Origin of the sequence: Marinomonas shanghaiensis, from assembly GCF_003259175.1 — a bacterium.
Classification (GTDB): Bacteria; Pseudomonadota; Gammaproteobacteria; order Pseudomonadales; family Marinomonadaceae; genus Marinomonas; species Marinomonas shanghaiensis.
The window spans coordinates 64,389-82,424 of sequence record NZ_QGOK01000024.1 but is presented as its reverse complement, the minus strand read 5'-3'; the positions used below and the strand labels follow the sequence as shown (position 1 = coordinate 82,424).

The window sequence follows — 18,036 nt, the reverse complement described above, 5'->3', positions numbered from 1 at the left end:
CTATTACACTAACAATAACTTAATCGACTCACCATTCCGAAAAACAATAAGCCAACATAAAGCGAATTGACGTGTTAGACGTTTCGCAAGACTTCAATTTTTTTGACCAACTACACGCTACAAGTAGCAATGCGATGATCTTCTGAAGCCTCCAGCGAGCGCCCACACAAATTATCTGATTATCTATTTTAAAGAGCGTCCTGACTTGAATCTTTAACCAGATCTTCTGGTTAGTTGAACTTGGTCTTCGTTACTCTGAAGCCTTGTCCGTGTCAGCGAGGGCGTATATTAAGGATCTACAGATTTTGTGCAACCCTTTTTTTAAGAAATTTTAAATTAATTGGAAATTTCTTAAACCTCAATGATGCGAAGCTCTTTGGGCATAGAAAAGGATACATTCTCCTCTCTGCCTTTTAGCTCTTGGGGAGCACTACCGCCCTCTTTAATAAGACGCTCTATCACTTCATTCACTAACACTTCTGGTGCCGAAGCCCCAGCCGTTACACCAATACTACGAATACCTTTCAACCAATCGCACTGAATCTCGCTAGCATTGTCGATCAAATAGGCTTTCGCCCCCATTCTTTCTGCCAATTCACGGAGACGGTTTGAATTAGAGCTATTCACAGAACCTACCACCAACACCAACTCAGACTCTTGCGCTAAGGTTTTCACTGCATCTTGGCGATTTTGCGTAGCGTAACAAATGTCATCTTTTTTAGGGCCTTGGATCAAAGGGAAATACTCACGAAGGGCATCAATCACAACGGAGGTATCATCCATAGACAAGGTGGTTTGCGTTACAAAAGCAAGGCGCTCTGGATTCTTAACTTGAAGCTTCTCTACATCGGCAGGACTTTCAACTAAATAAATAGCACCACCCTGACGATCATCATATTGACCCATGGTCCCTTCAACTTCTGGATGACCATCGTGCCCGATCAAAACGCACTCCATTCCGTCACGGGAATATCGCAATACTTCTAAGTGCACTTTAGTCACCAACGGACAAGTAGCATCAAATACCTTTAAACCGCGATTTGTTGCTTCGTCTCGAACTGCTTTTGAAACACCATGAGCACTAAAAATCACAATATTGTCGTCTGGCACCTGATCCAGCTCATCAACAAAAACCGCACCGCGTGCTTTTAAAGACTCCACCACAAATTTATTATGAACTACTTCATGACGAACATAGATAGGCGCTTCAAAAAGATCCAAACAGCGATTTACGATGTCTATAGCTCTGTCGACGCCAGCACAAAAGCCTCTAGGATTCGCTAGTTGAATGGCAAAACTCATATCGCAGCCTCAATAGCAACTATGTTTACTCTAAACGTCAATGAACGACCAGCAAGAGGATGATTGAAATCAACAACCACTTCCTTGTCACCAATCTCAGCAATAACACCCGGTAATTCGTTTTTACTCACGTCCGCAAAAGACACCACCATCCCTTCTTCGAGGTCCATAGCAAATTGCGAGCGCGGCATACGCTGAATATTACTTTGATTATGAGCCCCAAAGGCCTTCTCAGGCGACATAACAAAAGAGGCTTCATCGCCCACTTTCATACCTAATAAAACCGCCTCAAATGTAGGCAATAAACTCCCATCACCATACACAAAGCTAGCCGGAGATTGCGAAAAGTTAGAATCAACAATTTGCCCATCTTCCAATGACAACTCAAAATGCAGAGTGACACGACTTTCGGCCGTAATGGCGTTCATTTTTTCACCTCTTCCGGTTTTTTAGACACAAAACTCTCAAGCAACATCAGAATAACACCAATCGTTATTGCACTATCAGCAACATTAAACGCAGGGAAATACCAAACTTGCTGCCAATGAAATTGCAAAAAATCCACAACATGCCCATAAACTAATCGGTCATAAAGATTACCGATGGCACCACCTAACACAAAAGTGAGTGCCAAAGCCTCCAGTCGATTTGTCTCAGCAATTTTAATCAGACGCCAACTGATTCCCACCACGACCGCTAAAGCAATAAAAGAGAAAAACCAACGCTGCCATCCCCCTGCCTGCGCAAGAAAGCTAAAGGCGGCGCCCGTGTTATACCTTAGTGTCAGGTCAAAGAAAGGTAAAACCGCAATCTCTTGTCCGTAAAATAAGTTGGACTCAATAACTTGCTTAGTCACCCAGTCCAGAACAAACAGAATAAGAGCCAGCGCCCACCAGCGCTGAACTCGTTTCCACATAATTAAAGCAGTCATTAGGCATAAAGGCGTTGTTCACCTTCCCCATCTGGCAAGTTAGAGATACAACGATCACACAGCTCTGGGTGCGCTACGCGTTTACCAACTTCTTCACGATGATGCCAGCAACGCACACATTTAGTGTATTTGCTCAGCTCAACATGCACTTTTAGGCTATCAAGATCCGTCGCAACCGCATCGTCGCCAGCTTGAGACAAAGGCAACACCTTGACATCAGAAGCAATCAGCACAAAGCGCAACTCTTCACCAAGACGGGCCAATATCGTTTGCAAAGCATCATTACAATAAAGTGTGATATCTGCGCTTAGGCTTGCTTTCATCTTACCTTCACTACGAGCCGCTTCGAGCACTTTATTCGTTGCCACTTTGGCTTCAAGCACCTGCTTCCAAAATTCACGCCCCATTGGCTCGTCGCCAGTCAACTCCTCAAGACCTTCATACCATGTTTCTAAGAAGACAGACTCGCTACGCTCGCCAGGCAATGTTTGCCAAATTTCATCCGCTGTAAAACTCAGAATAGGAGATATCCAACGCGTGAAAGCCTCCATAACATGATAAAGCGCTGTTTGTGCTGAGCGACGCGCTAAGCTGTCTTTTTGTGTCGTGTACTGACGATCTTTAATAACGTCTAAATAAAAGCCACCCAAATCTACGGAACAGAAATTCTGAATCTTCTGATTGACTGTGTGGAACTGATACTCGTTATAGGCTTTATCTAGATCTTTTTGCAATAAAGCCGCACGGTCCACAATCCAACGGTCCAAAGCAATCATTTCACTAGAAGAGACCATATCTGTCGCAGGATTAAAGCCATTCAAGTTCGCCATCATGAAACGCGCTGTATTACGAATACGACGATAAGAGTCTGCGACTCGCTTAAGAATCTCATCTGACACCGTCATTTCAGTGGTGTAATCCGTTGCGGCCACCCAAAGACGAATAATATCAGCACCCAAGGTATCCATGACTTTTTGCGGTGACAATACGTTACCCAAAGACTTAGACATCTTACGACCGTCACCATCTACGGTAAAACCGTGCGTTAACACTTGCTTGTATGGCGGCACACCACGAATCGCGATAGACGTTTTCAATGAAGACTGGAACCAACCACGGTGCTGATCTGAACCTTCTAGGTACAAATCGGCAGGAAAGCTCAATTCATCACGCTGATCGATAACAGAATAATGGGTCACACCAGAGTCAAACCATACATCTAGTGTATCCGTTACCTTGCTGTATTTTTCAGCGTCTGCACCTAATAACGTTTCGGCTTCCAGTTCAAACCAAGCATCAATACCTTCCACTTCAATGCGCTTAGCCACTTCTTCGATCAAACGCGGCGTTTCGGGATGAAGCTCTTGAGTCTCTTTGTTGATAAACAAAGCAATTGGCACACCCCAAGTACGCTGACGAGACACACACCAATCAGGGCTGTTATTCAACATCCCTTCCATACGGTTTTGTCCCCAGCTTGGTACCCACTTAACCCCTTCAACAGCATGCTTCGCAGAATCCAACAAGCCTTCTTTGGTCATGCTAATGAACCACTGAGGGGTCGCACGGAAGATCAGCGGCGTTTTCGTGCGCCAGCAATGCGGATAACTGTGGAAGATTTTCGATTCAAACACCAAGGCATTATTGCGATTCAGCGCTTCAAGCACTGCGTCGTCTACTTTATAAACATGTAAGCCGGCGAATTCGCCCGCTGCATCAGAATAGACACCATTGTCTTGAACCAGATTAATCGTACCAATGCCATTCTCACGACCGACGTTAAAGTCATCCACGCCGTGGTCAGGTGCAGTATGTACGCAGCCAGTACCCGCTTCTGTCGTAACATGCTCACCCAAGATGACTGGAATATCACGCTGCAGGAACGGATGATTTAAAACCGTACCCGCTAAATCAGCCCCTACTGCTCGACCAACGATACGGAAATCTGCAACACCATAACGAGCCATGATGCCAGCGACCATATCTTCAGCAAGGATCAAGCGCTCTTTGCCTAACCCCATGTCCACTTCAACTAACGCGTAGTTAAATTCTGGATGGATTGACACGGCTTGACTTGCTGGAAGCGTCCAAGGGGTCGTCGTCCAGATAACAACCGAAACCTTACCTTCCCCTTCGACATCAGAGAATCTCGCTAGTAAAGCGGCTTCGTCTTGTGGCGCATAACGCACATCCAAGGACAAAGATGTTTTATCTTGATATTCCACTTCGGCTTCCGCCAACGCAGAGCCACCCACCACACTCCAATAAACTGGCTTAAAGCCTTTTACCAAGTGGCCGTTCTCAGCGATCTTACCCAAAGCACGCACAATGTTCGCTTCGGTTTGGAAGTTCATTGTCAGATAAGGATTTTCCCAATCCCCCATCACACCAAGACGGATAAAATCTTTTTTCTGCTCTTCGATTTGCGTATAAGCGTATTCGCGGCATTTCGCACGAAACTCTTTGTAAGACACTTTTGTTCCGGCTTTGCCTATAAGCTGTTCAACTTTGTGTTCGATTGGCAAGCCATGGCAATCCCAACCCGGGATATAAGGCGCATCAAAGCCACTAACGGTTTTAGACTTAACAATAATATCTTTGAGGATTTTGTTAACTGCGTGACCAATGTGAATACTGCCATTTGCATACGGAGGGCCATCATGAAGAATAAAAGATTTACGGCCTTTACTTACCTCACGTACTTTTTGATACAGGTCCATATCCTGCCAATGCTTCAGCATTGCAGGCTCACGTTTTGCCAGATCTCCACGCATTGGGAAGTCAGTATCTGGCAAATTCAGTGTCGGTTTATAATCACTCATGGTTTATCGATTTATCCTCAAAGATCATCTTTTCACTGATTGGCAAAAAAGCGTAACGCTTCTTCTTTATCACATTGAATTTGTTTTTCCAGCGCATCTAAGCTGGCCATTTTTCGCTCTGCCCTAATAAAATGACAGAAAGTAACCTGAACGTATTTGTCATACAGATCACCACTAAAATCGAGCAAATGCACTTCCAGTATCGGCGTTTTACCTTGAACAGTAGGACGAACTCCAATGTTGGCCACGCCATTACGGGATACGCCATCCACCATAAAGGTTACAGCATACACACCAGAAAGAGCCGATTTAATGCCTTTAAGGTGCACATTCGCCGTTGGGAAACCCAATTTTCGACCAAGCTGCTGACCATGTATCACTCGACCACTCAAGCTTACTGAATGCCCCATATTCATCTGTGCGGCGGCTATGTCGCCGCGCTCTAGAGCATCCCTAACCAGAGTACTACTGACACGCTCATTCGAAGCGTTTAACACTGACGGCGTATTTTCAACAGCAAAACCTTGCTGACCACCGAATTCTTGCAAGTAATAAAAATCACCTTGTCGATCACAACCAAAGCGAAAATCATCCCCCACTACCAAATGCTTTACGGACAAACCATCCAGCAAAATCCGCAGACAAAACGCCTGCGCATCTAATTGTTGAAGTTTAGGGTTGAACGGCATGCAAAGCACATAATCTATGCCCTGCCCCTCTAATAACTTCACCTTATCACGCAAACGACCAATACGACCCGGTGCCGTATCTGGCGTAAAGAACTCTCTCGGCTGAGGCTCAAAGATCATAATCGCCGCCGGAGAATCGTATTGCTTAGCTAAGGCTTTGACACGCGCCAATATAGCACCGTGCCCCAAATGAACACCGTCAAAATTCCCTATCGTCAGCACGCATTCTTTATGCTTTGAACGGATATTATGAATACCGCGAATTAACTCCATAGAACCCCGTACAAAACAATTAAATCCAGCGTCGAAAAAATATCATGGATTATATAGCAGTTAACCAGTTGAAGGTAGGCCAGAACTTGAACAAGCTGTGCAAACCGATAATCAATACTGCAAACACACAAAATACGCCTAATGTTTTAAAATAGAAGGACGCAAACCTGCCGCCACGGCAACCAGAACGTACACCAGCACACCGCAAGCGACAACCATCAAGGTGCAACCCACTCGATACCAATCATCCATTTGCGTCCATTGCCAACCTTGCTGCAAAAACACATACAAACACACCCCCAATGCCACGGTTGCACTTATTAAAATACGCAGCAACCGTCGCCATTGAGCAGAAAAAACATGAAACTGCTGTTTATAGAGACCACGCCATAACAAGAAAGCATTGAGTCCTGCCGACAGACTCGTCGCTAGCGCCAACCCAACATGCCCAAGCGGTCCCACCAAAATCAGGTTCAGCACCATATTGGCGACCATAGCAATGATACCAATGCGCACTGGCGTTCTAGTATCTTGCCTCGCGTAATAACCAGGCGCTAACACCTTAATCAACATCATAAAAACCAAACCAAGCGAGTAAGCCTGCAAACTTTGCGCTGCCATCTGAACATCGTTTACCGTTAACTCGCCACGATAAAAAATCGTCGCAATCAAAGGCTCAGCCAACATAAACAACGCCAACGACGACGGAATAGCAATCAGCAACAATATTCGCAACGCCCAATCAAGCGTTTCGGAAAACTTCGATGATTCGCCGCCCGCAAAACTGCGCGACATAGAAGGCAAAATAACAGTACTAATCGCAATCGCAAAAATCCCCAACGGCAATTCATACAAACGATCAGACAGATACAACCAAGTAATACTGCCCGTTTGCAGAAAAGACGCCAGCACCGTATCCAGCAACAGATTAATTTGACTCACGGACACACCAAACAAAGCCGGCCCCATCAGCAGCAAAATTCGCTTCACTCCCGGATGACCAAACCCCAGCGTCGGCATCGGCAATAATTGCAATCTGGCTAAAAACGGTATTTGAAACATGAGCTGAATGAGGCCCGCAAAAAACACCCCCCACGCCACCGCCGTTTCGGCTTGGGCCGCAGTACGAGCAAAAAACATCGTCGCGACAATAAGGGATAGGTTCAAAAAAATAGGGGTAATTGCGGGAACCGCGTATTGACCATGCGCGTTTAAGATTCCACCCGCCAACGCAGTTAGAGAAATGAACAAAAGATAAGGAAAAGTAATCACCAACAATTCTGACGCCAGCGCGGTTTGCCCCTCATTCCCAGAGAAACCAGGCGCAAAAACATAAACCACCCATGGAGCACACACCATAAAAAATACCGTGATGCACAACAAGATTAATGCGAGAGACCCTGAGACAGCAGAAATGAGCGCCCGCACCTCATCCTTACCTTCCCTCACTCGATAATCACTTAAAACAGGAACAAATGCCTGAGCAAACGCACCCTCGGCAAATAAACGCCGAAAAAAGTTAGGAATTTTAAACGCCACATAAAATGCGTCCGCGCTACCACTCGCCCCCAAAACAAACGCCAAAGCCGCATCTCTCACCAAACCAAGAATACGAGAAAGAAACGTACAAATAGAAACCAAGACACCAGAACGCAATAAAGACAAAGACTTAGGCTCTTTGTTCGAAACAGATTTTTTCTTAGACATAGGTATTTTCTTTTACAACATCGAAAGAGGCGACACAAACACGCCAAGAATAACACCAGCAACGAGTAGAGCGCAGCCAAATATATAAGCTCATTTGATTAAATTTTGTATAATAGGGTTGTGGCAACGCTAAAAACTGGTAAAATCCGCCGCGAGATTTCAAAGTTAAAACTTGACATTAATTTCATGACACAGCAGAGTGCTGTGTCATTACTTATTCCAAAATTAAAGGAGCCAGACCGTGGCAAATTCCGCCGGTTCAAAAAAACGCGCGCGCCAAGCAATCAAAAGCCGCGCTCACAATGGTAGCCTTCGTTCAATGGTTCGCACATACTTGAAAAAAGTAGATGCAGCTATCGAAGCAGGCAATCAAGCTGACGCACAAGCAGCTTACGTTCTAGCAACTTCTAAGCTAGACAAAGCCGCTGACAAAGGCCTATATCACAAAAACAAAGCAGCTCGTCATAAGAGCCGCTTGAGTGCTAAAATCAAAGCACTGGCCTAATACCTATAAAAAAACCGGCATATGCCGGTTTTTTTTATGTCTTTTATTTGTGATTTCCAATCGCCTAAGCACATCACTGCAGACATCAGCCAAACAAAACCACCAGCCAAACGACCGCCGCCAACACCAGAGCCAGCATAACAGCCGCTGAACCCAAATCTTTCGCGCGACCAGACAATTCATGATGTTCACTACTAATTCGATCGACCACCGCCTCAACACTTGAGTTAAGCGTCTCTACAATCAACACCAAACCCACTGAAAAAATCAGCACAGCACGTTCAAGGCCAGTATCACCAAGCCAAATAGCAAAGGGCAAAGAAATCAAAAACAAAACCGCTTCTTGACGGAATGCCGCCTCATGCTTCCATTGAGCACGCAAACCTTGGTAAGAATATTTTGCAGCGCTCAACACACGGTCTAGACCTACTTTACCTGGCTTTGCCATGACAACCTCTATTTAAATAATGACCAAATCATCGCGATGAATTAACTCAGGCTCACCCTTGTAACCCAAAATTTCACCGATATTAGACGAAGGCTGACCCAGCAGCTTCAAGGTTTCAGCGACACTGTAGTTCACCAAACCACGCGCAACCAAACCACCTTGTAGATCCACACAAATTACCATATCACCACGTGAAAAAGTGCCCTGCGCATCTCTGACACCAACCGACAGCAAACTAGTACCGCCTTGGCGTAAAGCCTTCACCGCACCATCATCTAAAATCAATGCACCACGACTTTTCAAATGCCCTGCCAACCACTGCTTACGCGCCGCTACTCGACCATGCTCTGGCTGCAACCAAGTACCCAACACTTCACCCAAAGCAACACGTACGATCACGTCCTTCTCTCGCCCAGAGGCAATCAAAGTATCCGCACCAGAACGCGCCGCTAGACGCGCCGCCCGTACCTTAGTCAACATCCCGCCACTGCCCAACACACCCGCACCACCGCTCGCCATAGACTCCAAACGATCGTCTGAAGCTGAAATATGCGAGATTAATGTTGCATCTTTATGGTCGCGCGGATTTTTATTAAACAATCCCTGCTGATCGGTCAAAATAATCAACACATCGGCTTCGATCAGATTGGCAACCAAAGCACCCAAGGTATCGTTATCACCAAAGCGAATTTCATCAGTTACAACAGTATCATTTTCATTAATTATGGGTACAACACCAAAACCAAGCAGAGTTCGCAACGAAGAACGTGCGTTCAAATAGCGTCGACGATTGGATAAGTCATCATGGGTCAATAGAATTTGCGCTGTGCATAAGCCATGCTTTTCAAAATGAGACTCATAAACACCTACCAACTCCATTTGACCAACGGCGGCAGCCGCCTGCAACTCATTAACCTGCGTGGGGCGAGAAGAAAAACCAAGGCGCTTCATACCTGCCGCAATAGAGCCAGAGGACACTAAAACAACTTCCTTACCTTGTGATCGCAATTGTGCAATTTGCGCAACCCAAAGACCAATTCGAGCGACGTCTAATCCTTGGCCATCGTTTGTCAACAAAGCACTGCCTATCTTGACAACGACACGCTGCGCCTTCGCTATTTTTTCTCGCATTTCCATGATACTACTTATTCCCACCAATCAGATTAGCTAACGTATTCCACTTCCACATCGTAGTCATCTTCGTCAAAGTCGTCGTCATCAAGCAACAAACCTGCTTTACGACGCTTCTCACGCAACGACATAATACGACTGCGACCTTCTTCGTCTATCAAGGTCCGCATGGCTTTTTCTTTCTCACGCGCCTCAGCACTTTCCGCTAACAACTCACGCTTCTCATCCAGTGCGGTCATCAAATCAAGACACAGAACTTCTGTCCCCTCACCTGATATAGCCGAGATTCGGTAAGCTTTACCTTGCCATCCAAGCGCATCAATCACGCTCTGGCAACGCTCTTCCAACTCATCTTCTGGCACCATGTCCGTTTTATTCAAAACCAACCAACGATCACGCTGCGCTAAAGCTGGGCTGAACTGATGCAATTCGTTCACTGCAATCACTGCCGCTTCCGCTGGCGTGATCTCATCCCAAGGCGCCAAATCCACGATGTGCAACAAAATACGGTTACGCACCAAGTGTTTCAAGAAGCGAATACCAAGACCCGCCCCCTCAGATGCCCCCTCGATGATTCCTGGAATATCGGCAATTACGAAGCTTTGATGTTTCTTCACTTTGACCACACCAAGGTTAGGCACCAAGGTGGTAAACGGATAATCCGCTACTTTTGGCTTAGCAGAAGACACCGCACGAATGAACGTCGATTTGCCTGCATTCGGAAGACCTAGCAAGCCCACGTCCGCCAAGACTTTCATCTCTAGCTTCAGCGTACGCTCTTCACCAATAGTCCCTTTTGTAGTCTGTCGTGGCGCACGGTTCGTACTGGATTTGAATCGAGTATTCCCCAAACCATGATGACCACCTTGAGCAACTTTTAATTTCTGCCCGTCACGAACAAGATCACCCAGTGTCTCACCTGTGTCCTCATCAATGACAGTCGTGCCGATAGGCACCTTAATCTCAAGGTCTGCCCCTTTGGCGCCAGTCATATCTCGACCTTGACCGCCCTCTCCGCTTTCCGCAATGTATTTCTTCGTAAAACGAAAATCGATCAGCGTGTTTAAAGCTTCATCGGCCACCAGTATGACACTGCCGCCATTACCGCCATCACCCCCATCAGGACCCCCTTTCGCCACGAACTTCTCGCGCCAAAAGCTTAACGCTCCATTACCGCCTTTACCCGCTCTTACATAGATACTGGCTTCATCAACAAATTTCACAGATACACCTCGTCGGTGGATTATCAGAATCAACAAACGCTGATTATAGAATTCTTCCAAAAAAAAAGCCCCGCGTCGCGGAGCTTTTTTTAAGTTTTTCAGTAAGCAATTAAGCCGCTACGACAGAAACTGTACGACGCTTCAACTTACCTTTCACTTCAAACTTCACTTGGCCTTCAGCAACAGCGAACAAAGTGTGATCTTTACCAATCTGAACACCAACACCAGGGTGGAATTGAGTACCACGCTGACGAACAAGGATGTTACCTGGGATCACAACTTGACCACCAAAACGTTTGACACCTAATCGTTTCGACTCGGAATCGCGACCGTTACGAGTACTACCACCCGCCTTTTTATGAGCCATGACTTACTCCTTAAATTTGAATAGTTAGCGCTTAGTTAATGCCAGTAATTTTCACTTCCGTGAACCACTGACGATGACCCATACGCTTCATAGAGTGCTTACGACGACGGAATTTCAAAATTTTCACTTTGTCTCCGCGACCGTGAGCAACAACCTCAGCTGTTACTTTCGCGCCTTCTACAACTGGTGCACCAACTTTAATGTCGTCGCCATTGCATACAAGAAGAACGTCATCGAATTGAATCGCGCCACCTTCTTCAACAGCTAATTTCTCAACCTTAAGGGTTTGGCCTTCTTCTACACGGTATTGCTTACCGCCAGTTTTGATCACTGCAAACATGTTCTTCTCCAATGAGATTTACCCGGCTACTGAAATTGAATTTGACCTACTTCTAGTGGCAAAAACCTCTGACCGAATCGGACAGAAATCGCTAACCATATGATAGGGAGCAAAATGTGGGTAAATCGGACGCAAGATTGTACAAAATCACACCACCTAATACAAGCTAAAAGCAATCTCTTTATACATTTTTCGCAATGTGGGTTGACCCTGACACAAGCCTTACCTAGCATGAGGCACACTTGCTGATCAGCTTGAGACTATTTAGCTTCGGAAATTGCATGCAACCTATACAAATACATGATGTTGTGGCCAATGAATTTGGCCAAGTGAACGATTATATTGTGTCACAACTTAGTAGTGACATCCCACTCATAGAGCAAATCGGCTACTACATCATTAGCAATGGTGGAAAACGGCTCAGGCCACTATTGGTGTTATTAGCGGCAAAAGCGAGTGCAGAGCTCGACTCAAATACGCTCGAACAAGCCATTCGCATGGCAACCATTATTGAATTTATCCACACGTCCACCTTGCTACATGACGACGTGGTCGATGAGTCAGACATGCGTCGTGGAAAAAAAACCGCCAATGAAGAATGGGGGAACGCCCCCAGTGTTTTGGTAGGCGATTTTCTGTACTCGCGTGCATTTCAAATAATGGTCGATGTTGGCAGCATGCAGTGCATGAGTATTTTAGCCAAAACGACCAATATTATTGCCGAAGGGGAAGTTCAGCAACTTATCAATTGTGGCGACCCAGACACGACAGAAGAAAGCTATTTAAAAGTTATTCAGTACAAAACCGCTAAATTGTTTGAAGGAGCCGCGCTCTGTGGTGCGGTCATTGCTGGCGCAAGCACTGTCTATCAAGACGCGTTAAGGCAGTTTGGTATGCATGTCGGCACGGCTTTTCAGCTCATTGATGACGTAATGGATTACACCAGCACAGCAGAAGAAATGGGCAAAAGTGTTGGCGACGATCTTGCTGAAGGCAAGCCCACCTTACCACTCATTTTTACCATGAAACACGGCCCTGTGGATGCCGTAGAGCGTGTAAGACAAGCGATACTCACTGGCGGACTCGAACAGCTAGACACCATTATCAATGACGTACAAAACTGTGGTGCCATTGAATATACGCAGAAAAAAGCCCAAGAACAGGCCGATCTTGCCATTGCAGCCATTGCGCCGTTACCAGAATCTGATTACAAGCTGGCTCTTATCGCACTTGCGAACGCCTCAGTGAAACGCCGTAACTAGCGAACGCTAAAATAAACGTATGCAGAAAACCCAACACAGATACCATAAATTAGGTGTTTGGTTTTCTGTATGCGACCTACCTATATGACTTTATTCAATACATTCATTACAGCCTGAGCAGACAAAGACGAATCCTGCTGCATAAAGCAATGCCCACCTTCAACCTCGATCACGCTGATGTTTGGATTGAGTTTTGCCGCTAATTGATAAGCCTCTTTAAAGTACTCAAAGGTATCTTTACCCTGAATAATATAGGTCGGCACAGTAATTTTCGAAATAGCACGCCACAAACCTTTAGGATAGCTTGAGAAAATAGCCGCCTCCATCCAAGACGGGCAACGCAATTGATAATGCCCTCTTTCATCGCATTTAATGGCAGAGTCTATATAATCTTCAAGACAAGCAGGCTCCCACCCTTTAAACGTCCCTCTTTCAAAAAAGCTACCCTTTACTTGAGCAAAGCTTTCCCACTGGGTACGTCGTCGTTTAGCCTGCTTAGCCAATGGAATCTGACTGGTTAAACCTGCCAACTTGACGCCGCGCATCATCCAAATCAAGCGCGGTGGAAAAAGCGCAGGATCCAACAAGATCAAACGGTCAAACAGAGTGGCGTCCTGCTCTCCCATCAGTGCGGTCATGCAACCGCCAAAACTGTGCCCCATACCAATCCATTCCGTTTTTGGCAGCACCGCACGCTGTGCCTTGAGCGACTCAACAAATCGAGAGGCTGTGGCATTCCAACCAATAAACGACTTTCCAGCGGTTGACTCGCCATGACCTGCAGCATCTTGCATAACCAAATTATAACCGGTTAGTTTTTCCAAAAAACATAAATAGGTTTTTGCAGAAAAGCCGTTACCATGCAAAAAATGAATCGTTGGCTGATGTGCGTCCACTGGCCCATGGTATCCTTGAATATAACCGTCACCCACTTCGTACCGCCAAGGGGACAAATTTAGCTTTCTTTTTGAATTCATAAGGGCACTCAATACGACCAAGACATCACGAAAAAAACATCTTAACAGAAAAAATCACAGCAAATCTCATGAACAAATCTCGTCAAAACCTCCCCACTAGGTCAATCTGAGCGACCAAACACCAGAAACGAGGTGAAAATGATCACTTTTCATGCAGGTAATTTGGTTTTTTTCCGTTCAAACATTCATATTAGGGTTTCAAACCGATATAATCAGTTGGATTTTCTACTGCAAACTGGACCACGACAATCCGCCAGACTATTTTAAGTCATCGGCTGGATGTGGATATAGGACTATAATGACTACAGCTTCATCTTTTGAAAAAGACGAACTATTAAAATGCGGCCACGGTGAAATGTTTGGTGCAGGCAATGCCCAACTTCCTGTTGGCAATATGCTAATGATGGATCGCATTACTCACATCTCGACTGAAGGCGGGGAATACGGCAAAGGCGAAATTATTGCTGAGCTAGACATACATCCTGACCTGTGGTTTTTTGCCTGTCACTTCCCTGGCGATCCAGTTATGCCTGGCTGCCTAGGCTTAGATGCGATGTGGCAGCTAGTAGGATTTTTTCTTGGCTGGAAAGGCAACAAAGGCCGCGGACGCGCGCTCGGTTCTGGTGAAGTGAAATTTACTGGACAAATCCTTCCAACAGCGAAAAAAGTTACCTTTCACATCAACTTGAAACGCGTTATCGAGCGCAAGTTGGTGATGGGAATTGCAGACGGAAGTGTGAAAGTTGACGGCCGTGAAATTTACACCGCAAAAGACTTGCGTGTAGGCTTATTCACTTCAACTGATAACTTCTAAAGATTAAGAATGAAAGAGGCACATTTATGCGTCGTGTAGTAGTAACAGGTCTTGGCATTGTCAGCTGCCTAGGCAATGACAAAGAGAGCGTTCTAAACTCCTTACGTGAAGGTCAGTCTGGTATTCGTTTCGCTGAAGACTATAAAGAACATGGCTTTCGTAGTCACGTTTGTGGTCGTATTGATTTAGATGCTGAAAGTATTGACCGCAAAATTCGCCGTTTTATGGGCGATGCTGCCACTTATGCTTACGTATCTATGCAACAAGCTATTCTAGATTCTGGCTTAACCGAAGACCAAGTATCCAACATTCGTACTGGCCTAGTCGCTGGCTCTGGCGGCGCATCTGCCAAAAACCTAGTCGATTCTGCAGACACACTACGTGAAAAAGGCGTTAAACGTGTTGGTCCATACCGCGTCACTCAAACAATGGGCAGCACTGTTTCTGCTTGTTTGGCGACACCGTTTAAAATCAAAGGCGTTAACTACTCTATCACCTCTGCTTGCTCTACCAGTGCACACTGTATTGGTAATGCCATGGAACTAATCCAGCTTGGCAAACAAGATATCGTTTTTGCTGGCGGTGGAGAAGAAGAGAGCTGGACTCAAACTTGTATGTTTGATGCCATGGGCGCTTTATCTTCAAAATACAACGATACGCCAGAAAAAGCTTCTCGTGCGTACGATGCGAATCGTGACGGCTTTGTTATTGCCGGTGGCGGTGGCATGCTTGTTATTGAAGAATTAGAACACGCAAAAGCACGTGGCGCTAAAATCTACGCTGAACTAGTTGGTTACGGTGCAACATCTGATGGTTACGACATGGTTGCTCCTTCTGGTGAAGGCGCGGTGCGTTGTATGCAGATGGCAATGAGTACGATTGATGGCGACATTGACTACATAAACACTCATGGCACAAGTACACCTGCTGGCGACATGAAAGAACTGCAAGCGGTTAATGAAACATTTGGCGACAAAATTCCATTAATTAGCTCAACAAAATCTCTATCTGGCCACTCTTTAGGTGCTGCTGGCGTTCATGAAGCAATCTACTGCTTGCTAATGATGGAAAACGACTTCATCGCGGCATCAGCCAACATTGATGAGTTGGATCCAGCCGCAGGAAACATCCCTGTGGTGACCACTCGCAAAGATAATGCGAATTTGAACATGATTATGTCTAACAGCTTTGGATTTGGTGGTACAAACGCCAGCCTAGTATTCAAAAAATACTCTGCATAAATCTTCAGCAATAAAAAAGCCGCATCCAGTGATGCGGCTTTTTTTATACTCAGTTTTTAGCTCATGACTTTTCTAAAACAAAAAATCATTTCCTTTTGGTAACTTTGCCATTTCAGCACGCATCCAAGCATCCATCTCGTCATGCAAGGCAGATGTCTTTTTACCTTCTGATTCAATAACCGGCCCAATAACCACTCGAATAGACCCTGGAAATTTACGCCAACGTTTACCGGGCCAAGTATAGCCTGCGTTGTGTACCACCGGCAGAATGGGCGCACCTGCTGATGTCGCCAGCATCGCTGCACCTTTATTAAAGGCTTGCTCTTCATTTGGCGCGATTCGAGTCCCTTCAGGAAAAATTAATACAGATCGGCCATCGTCTAAACGCTCTTTGCCTTGACTGATTATTTGCTTCAAAGCATTGGTACGCTGTGAACGGTCAATCGCAATAGGCTGCACCATCCGCAATCCCCAACCAAAAAAAGGCACTGACAACAGTTCTTTCTTTAATACCGTTGAAACCGGCGCCATCAGCACTTGCAGCACATAAGTCTCCCATTCACTTTGGTGGTTTGCCACCAGCACAACAGGACGACTTTTATTGATATGCTCCAAACCAATAATCTCGACTTTTACACCGCAAAACACACGAAAAATAAACAACAAACCTTTATTGTGCAAATTTAAAACAGGTTGGCGATGGTTTTTTGGCAATAAAACCGTCGCAAAAGGCGCAAGCACACCAAATATAATGGTGGATACCATGTAATAAATGGAGAATATTGTTGAGCCGACCCAAGATCGTAAAGACGCTCCTATACTCATTAACCCATTACTCCCTATCACTCTTCATTGAGGTATTTTTGTTGCTGCTTCAATGGATTTGCATACATTGCTAACACAGTGTCTTTTAGATTTTCAGGACAACGCTCAAGGTAATTCGAAAACGCACTGTCGCTTGAAGGTAAGCCCTGCTGCAAAGCAAGCGCCGCTTTATTAGTAGACTGAATCGCATAGTTGGTAATGATTTGTCGGTCTACTTCCGCCACAAACGCTTCCGGCGTCTCAAACTCATCTTTGATCACATCACCGAAAGTAACAACTACCTTACCTTTTTGACCAACAATGCCATTTTTAATACTATCAATGTCTTCAAATTCGGCTTTTTCATAAGAGCCGGTTGTCGATTTTTGATGCAATTCACGCGCTTTATCAAAGGCACATGGATCGTACTCATAAGCAATAGAAACCGGAACAATTTTCAAATTCGCCATGGCCTCAGAAAATGGGATCTTTTCTTTTTTCTGGCTCATAAAGAACATCTTAATAATGGCAGGATCGGTCTGATCCAAGCCATCTTTGGCCCGACCTTCTTTTTGAGCGATCCAAATATTAGCCTGATCTTTCATGAGCGAATCAGAAATATAGGCAGACAATTGCCCAAAGGCCGCCATCATTTCTCGGATACCATTCGCTGAACGCTTCACGATGAAGCTTTTATTCAGACGCATAAGATCGGACACAAAAGGACGACGCAATAGATTATCACCAATGGCAATACGCACTGTATCCAGTCCTGCTAAATACAAACCATAGTTAACAAACGCTGGATCCATCGCAATGTCTCTGTGGTTCGACAAAAACAAATAACCAACACCCTTTTCTAACTTTTCGATACCACGATACTCAACATTCGTTGTCGTGGTCTTTATCATGCGCTCCATATAGCTAGCGACGCGCATTTGAAACGCATGAACGTTTGATATATTGGCAATTTGACGTTTAAGCGCCAATTTAACGCAAAAAGCCAAAGGCGCACGTAAAAATTTAGGCCATTGGGCAAAACGAAAGCCAATAATGGTATTAATAAAATCTGGTGTTTCGACCAGATTATTCAGCACCTCGGCGACCTCATCGTCGTTATAGGGGCGTATATCGTGAAACTGATCCATTTAATTTTCCGTCAGTAAAACTGTTTTGTTTTTTGTTATTAAATGAAGCCTG

The 18,036-nt window shown here is 45.3% G+C and carries 18 protein-coding genes; 4 read left to right on the top strand and 14 right to left on the bottom strand.

The features are described 5' to 3' along the window. Window positions 1-351: 351 nt before the first annotated feature. The 6 genes from ispH to murJ form a co-directional block, all read right to left on the bottom strand. Window positions 352-1,302 carry a 4-hydroxy-3-methylbut-2-enyl diphosphate reductase gene (ispH, locus tag DKT73_RS17545; protein WP_111639816.1) on the bottom strand — a complete coding sequence of 317 codons (951 nt, stop codon included), beginning with the start codon at window positions 1,300-1,302 and terminating at the stop codon, window positions 352-354. Beyond that, window positions 1,299-1,730, bottom strand: a complete 432-nt coding sequence (locus DKT73_RS17540; RefSeq protein ID WP_111639815.1) for an FKBP-type peptidyl-prolyl cis-trans isomerase — start codon at window positions 1,728-1,730, stop codon at window positions 1,299-1,301. Before DKT73_RS17540 ends, ispH begins: the two co-directional genes overlap by 4 nt. Continuing rightward, window positions 1,727-2,218 carry a signal peptidase II gene (gene lspA / locus DKT73_RS17535; protein WP_408631198.1) on the bottom strand — a complete coding sequence of 164 codons (492 nt, stop codon included), beginning with the start codon at window positions 2,216-2,218 and terminating at the stop codon, window positions 1,727-1,729. Before lspA ends, DKT73_RS17540 begins: the two co-directional genes overlap by 4 nt. A gap of 14 nt (window positions 2,219-2,232) precedes the next feature. Continuing rightward, window positions 2,233-5,055 (bottom strand): isoleucine--tRNA ligase, encoded by a 2,823-nt coding sequence (ileS, locus tag DKT73_RS17530; protein WP_111639813.1) that lies wholly within the window; start codon window positions 5,053-5,055, stop codon window positions 2,233-2,235. 32 nt (window positions 5,056-5,087) lie between these two features. Continuing rightward, entirely contained in the window at window positions 5,088-6,017 is a 930-nt protein-coding gene (ribF, locus tag DKT73_RS17525; RefSeq protein WP_111639812.1) for a bifunctional riboflavin kinase/FAD synthetase, read from the bottom strand. A gap of 138 nt (window positions 6,018-6,155) precedes the next feature. Then, a complete protein-coding gene (gene murJ, locus DKT73_RS17520) occupies window positions 6,156-7,724 on the bottom strand; it encodes a murein biosynthesis integral membrane protein MurJ (protein WP_111639811.1) in 1,569 nt (522 codons plus the stop codon). Window positions 7,725-7,965: 241 nt separating this feature from the next. Between murJ and rpsT the strand changes: the two genes are divergently transcribed. Continuing rightward, on the top strand, window positions 7,966-8,229 hold the full coding sequence (rpsT, locus tag DKT73_RS17515; RefSeq protein WP_111608659.1) for a 30S ribosomal protein S20: 264 nt from the start codon (window positions 7,966-7,968) through the stop codon (window positions 8,227-8,229). An 85-nt stretch (window positions 8,230-8,314) separates the two neighbouring features. On the opposite strand, the gene DKT73_RS17510 is transcribed toward rpsT, so the two are convergent. The 5 genes from DKT73_RS17510 to rplU all read right to left on the bottom strand — a co-directional run bounded on the left by DKT73_RS17510 (window position 8,315) and on the right by rplU (window position 11,738). Next, a complete protein-coding gene (locus tag DKT73_RS17510; protein ID WP_111639810.1) occupies window positions 8,315-8,677 on the bottom strand; it encodes a diacylglycerol kinase in 363 nt (120 codons plus the stop codon). Window positions 8,678-8,689: 12 nt separating this feature from the next. Continuing rightward, window positions 8,690-9,814 (bottom strand): glutamate 5-kinase, encoded by a 1,125-nt coding sequence (proB, locus tag DKT73_RS17505; RefSeq protein WP_111639809.1) that lies wholly within the window; start codon window positions 9,812-9,814, stop codon window positions 8,690-8,692. A 26-nt stretch (window positions 9,815-9,840) separates the two neighbouring features. Continuing rightward, the gene (gene cgtA / locus DKT73_RS17500) at window positions 9,841-11,031 is read right to left on the bottom strand and encodes an Obg family GTPase CgtA (protein WP_111639808.1); all 1,191 of its coding nucleotides are present in this window, start codon (window positions 11,029-11,031) and stop codon (window positions 9,841-9,843) included. 109 nt (window positions 11,032-11,140) lie between these two features. Continuing rightward, complete coding sequence (gene rpmA / locus DKT73_RS17495) at window positions 11,141-11,398, bottom strand: 50S ribosomal protein L27 (protein WP_111608656.1); 258 nt, start codon at window positions 11,396-11,398, stop codon at window positions 11,141-11,143. A 31-nt stretch (window positions 11,399-11,429) separates the two neighbouring features. Continuing rightward, on the bottom strand, window positions 11,430-11,738 hold the full coding sequence (gene rplU / locus DKT73_RS17490) for a 50S ribosomal protein L21 (RefSeq protein ID WP_111608655.1): 309 nt from the start codon (window positions 11,736-11,738) through the stop codon (window positions 11,430-11,432). 281 nt (window positions 11,739-12,019) lie between these two features. On the opposite strand from rplU, the gene DKT73_RS17485 reads away from it, so the two are divergent. Then, on the top strand, window positions 12,020-13,000 hold the full coding sequence (locus DKT73_RS17485) for a polyprenyl synthetase family protein (RefSeq protein WP_111639807.1): 981 nt from the start codon (window positions 12,020-12,022) through the stop codon (window positions 12,998-13,000). Between the two features lie 80 nt (window positions 13,001-13,080). Here the strand turns inward: DKT73_RS17485 and DKT73_RS17480 are convergent, their stop codons facing one another. After that, window positions 13,081-13,977, bottom strand: a complete 897-nt coding sequence (locus tag DKT73_RS17480) for an alpha/beta hydrolase (protein ID WP_111639806.1) — start codon at window positions 13,975-13,977, stop codon at window positions 13,081-13,083. A gap of 298 nt (window positions 13,978-14,275) precedes the next feature. Between DKT73_RS17480 and fabA the strand changes: the two genes are divergently transcribed. Then, complete coding sequence (gene fabA / locus DKT73_RS17475) at window positions 14,276-14,791, top strand: 3-hydroxyacyl-[acyl-carrier-protein] dehydratase FabA (protein ID WP_111639805.1); 516 nt, start codon at window positions 14,276-14,278, stop codon at window positions 14,789-14,791. 26 nt (window positions 14,792-14,817) lie between these two features. Then, a complete protein-coding gene (gene fabB, locus DKT73_RS17470; RefSeq protein WP_111639804.1) occupies window positions 14,818-16,032 on the top strand; it encodes a beta-ketoacyl-ACP synthase I in 1,215 nt (404 codons plus the stop codon). A gap of 72 nt (window positions 16,033-16,104) precedes the next feature. Here the strand turns inward: fabB and DKT73_RS17465 are convergent, their stop codons facing one another. Continuing rightward, on the bottom strand, window positions 16,105-16,857 hold the full coding sequence (locus tag DKT73_RS17465; RefSeq protein WP_111639803.1) for a lysophospholipid acyltransferase family protein: 753 nt from the start codon (window positions 16,855-16,857) through the stop codon (window positions 16,105-16,107). 17 nt (window positions 16,858-16,874) lie between these two features. After that, entirely contained in the window at window positions 16,875-17,984 is a 1,110-nt protein-coding gene (locus DKT73_RS17460) for a 1-acyl-sn-glycerol-3-phosphate acyltransferase (protein WP_111639802.1), read from the bottom strand. Between the last annotated feature and the right edge of the window lie 52 nt (window positions 17,985-18,036).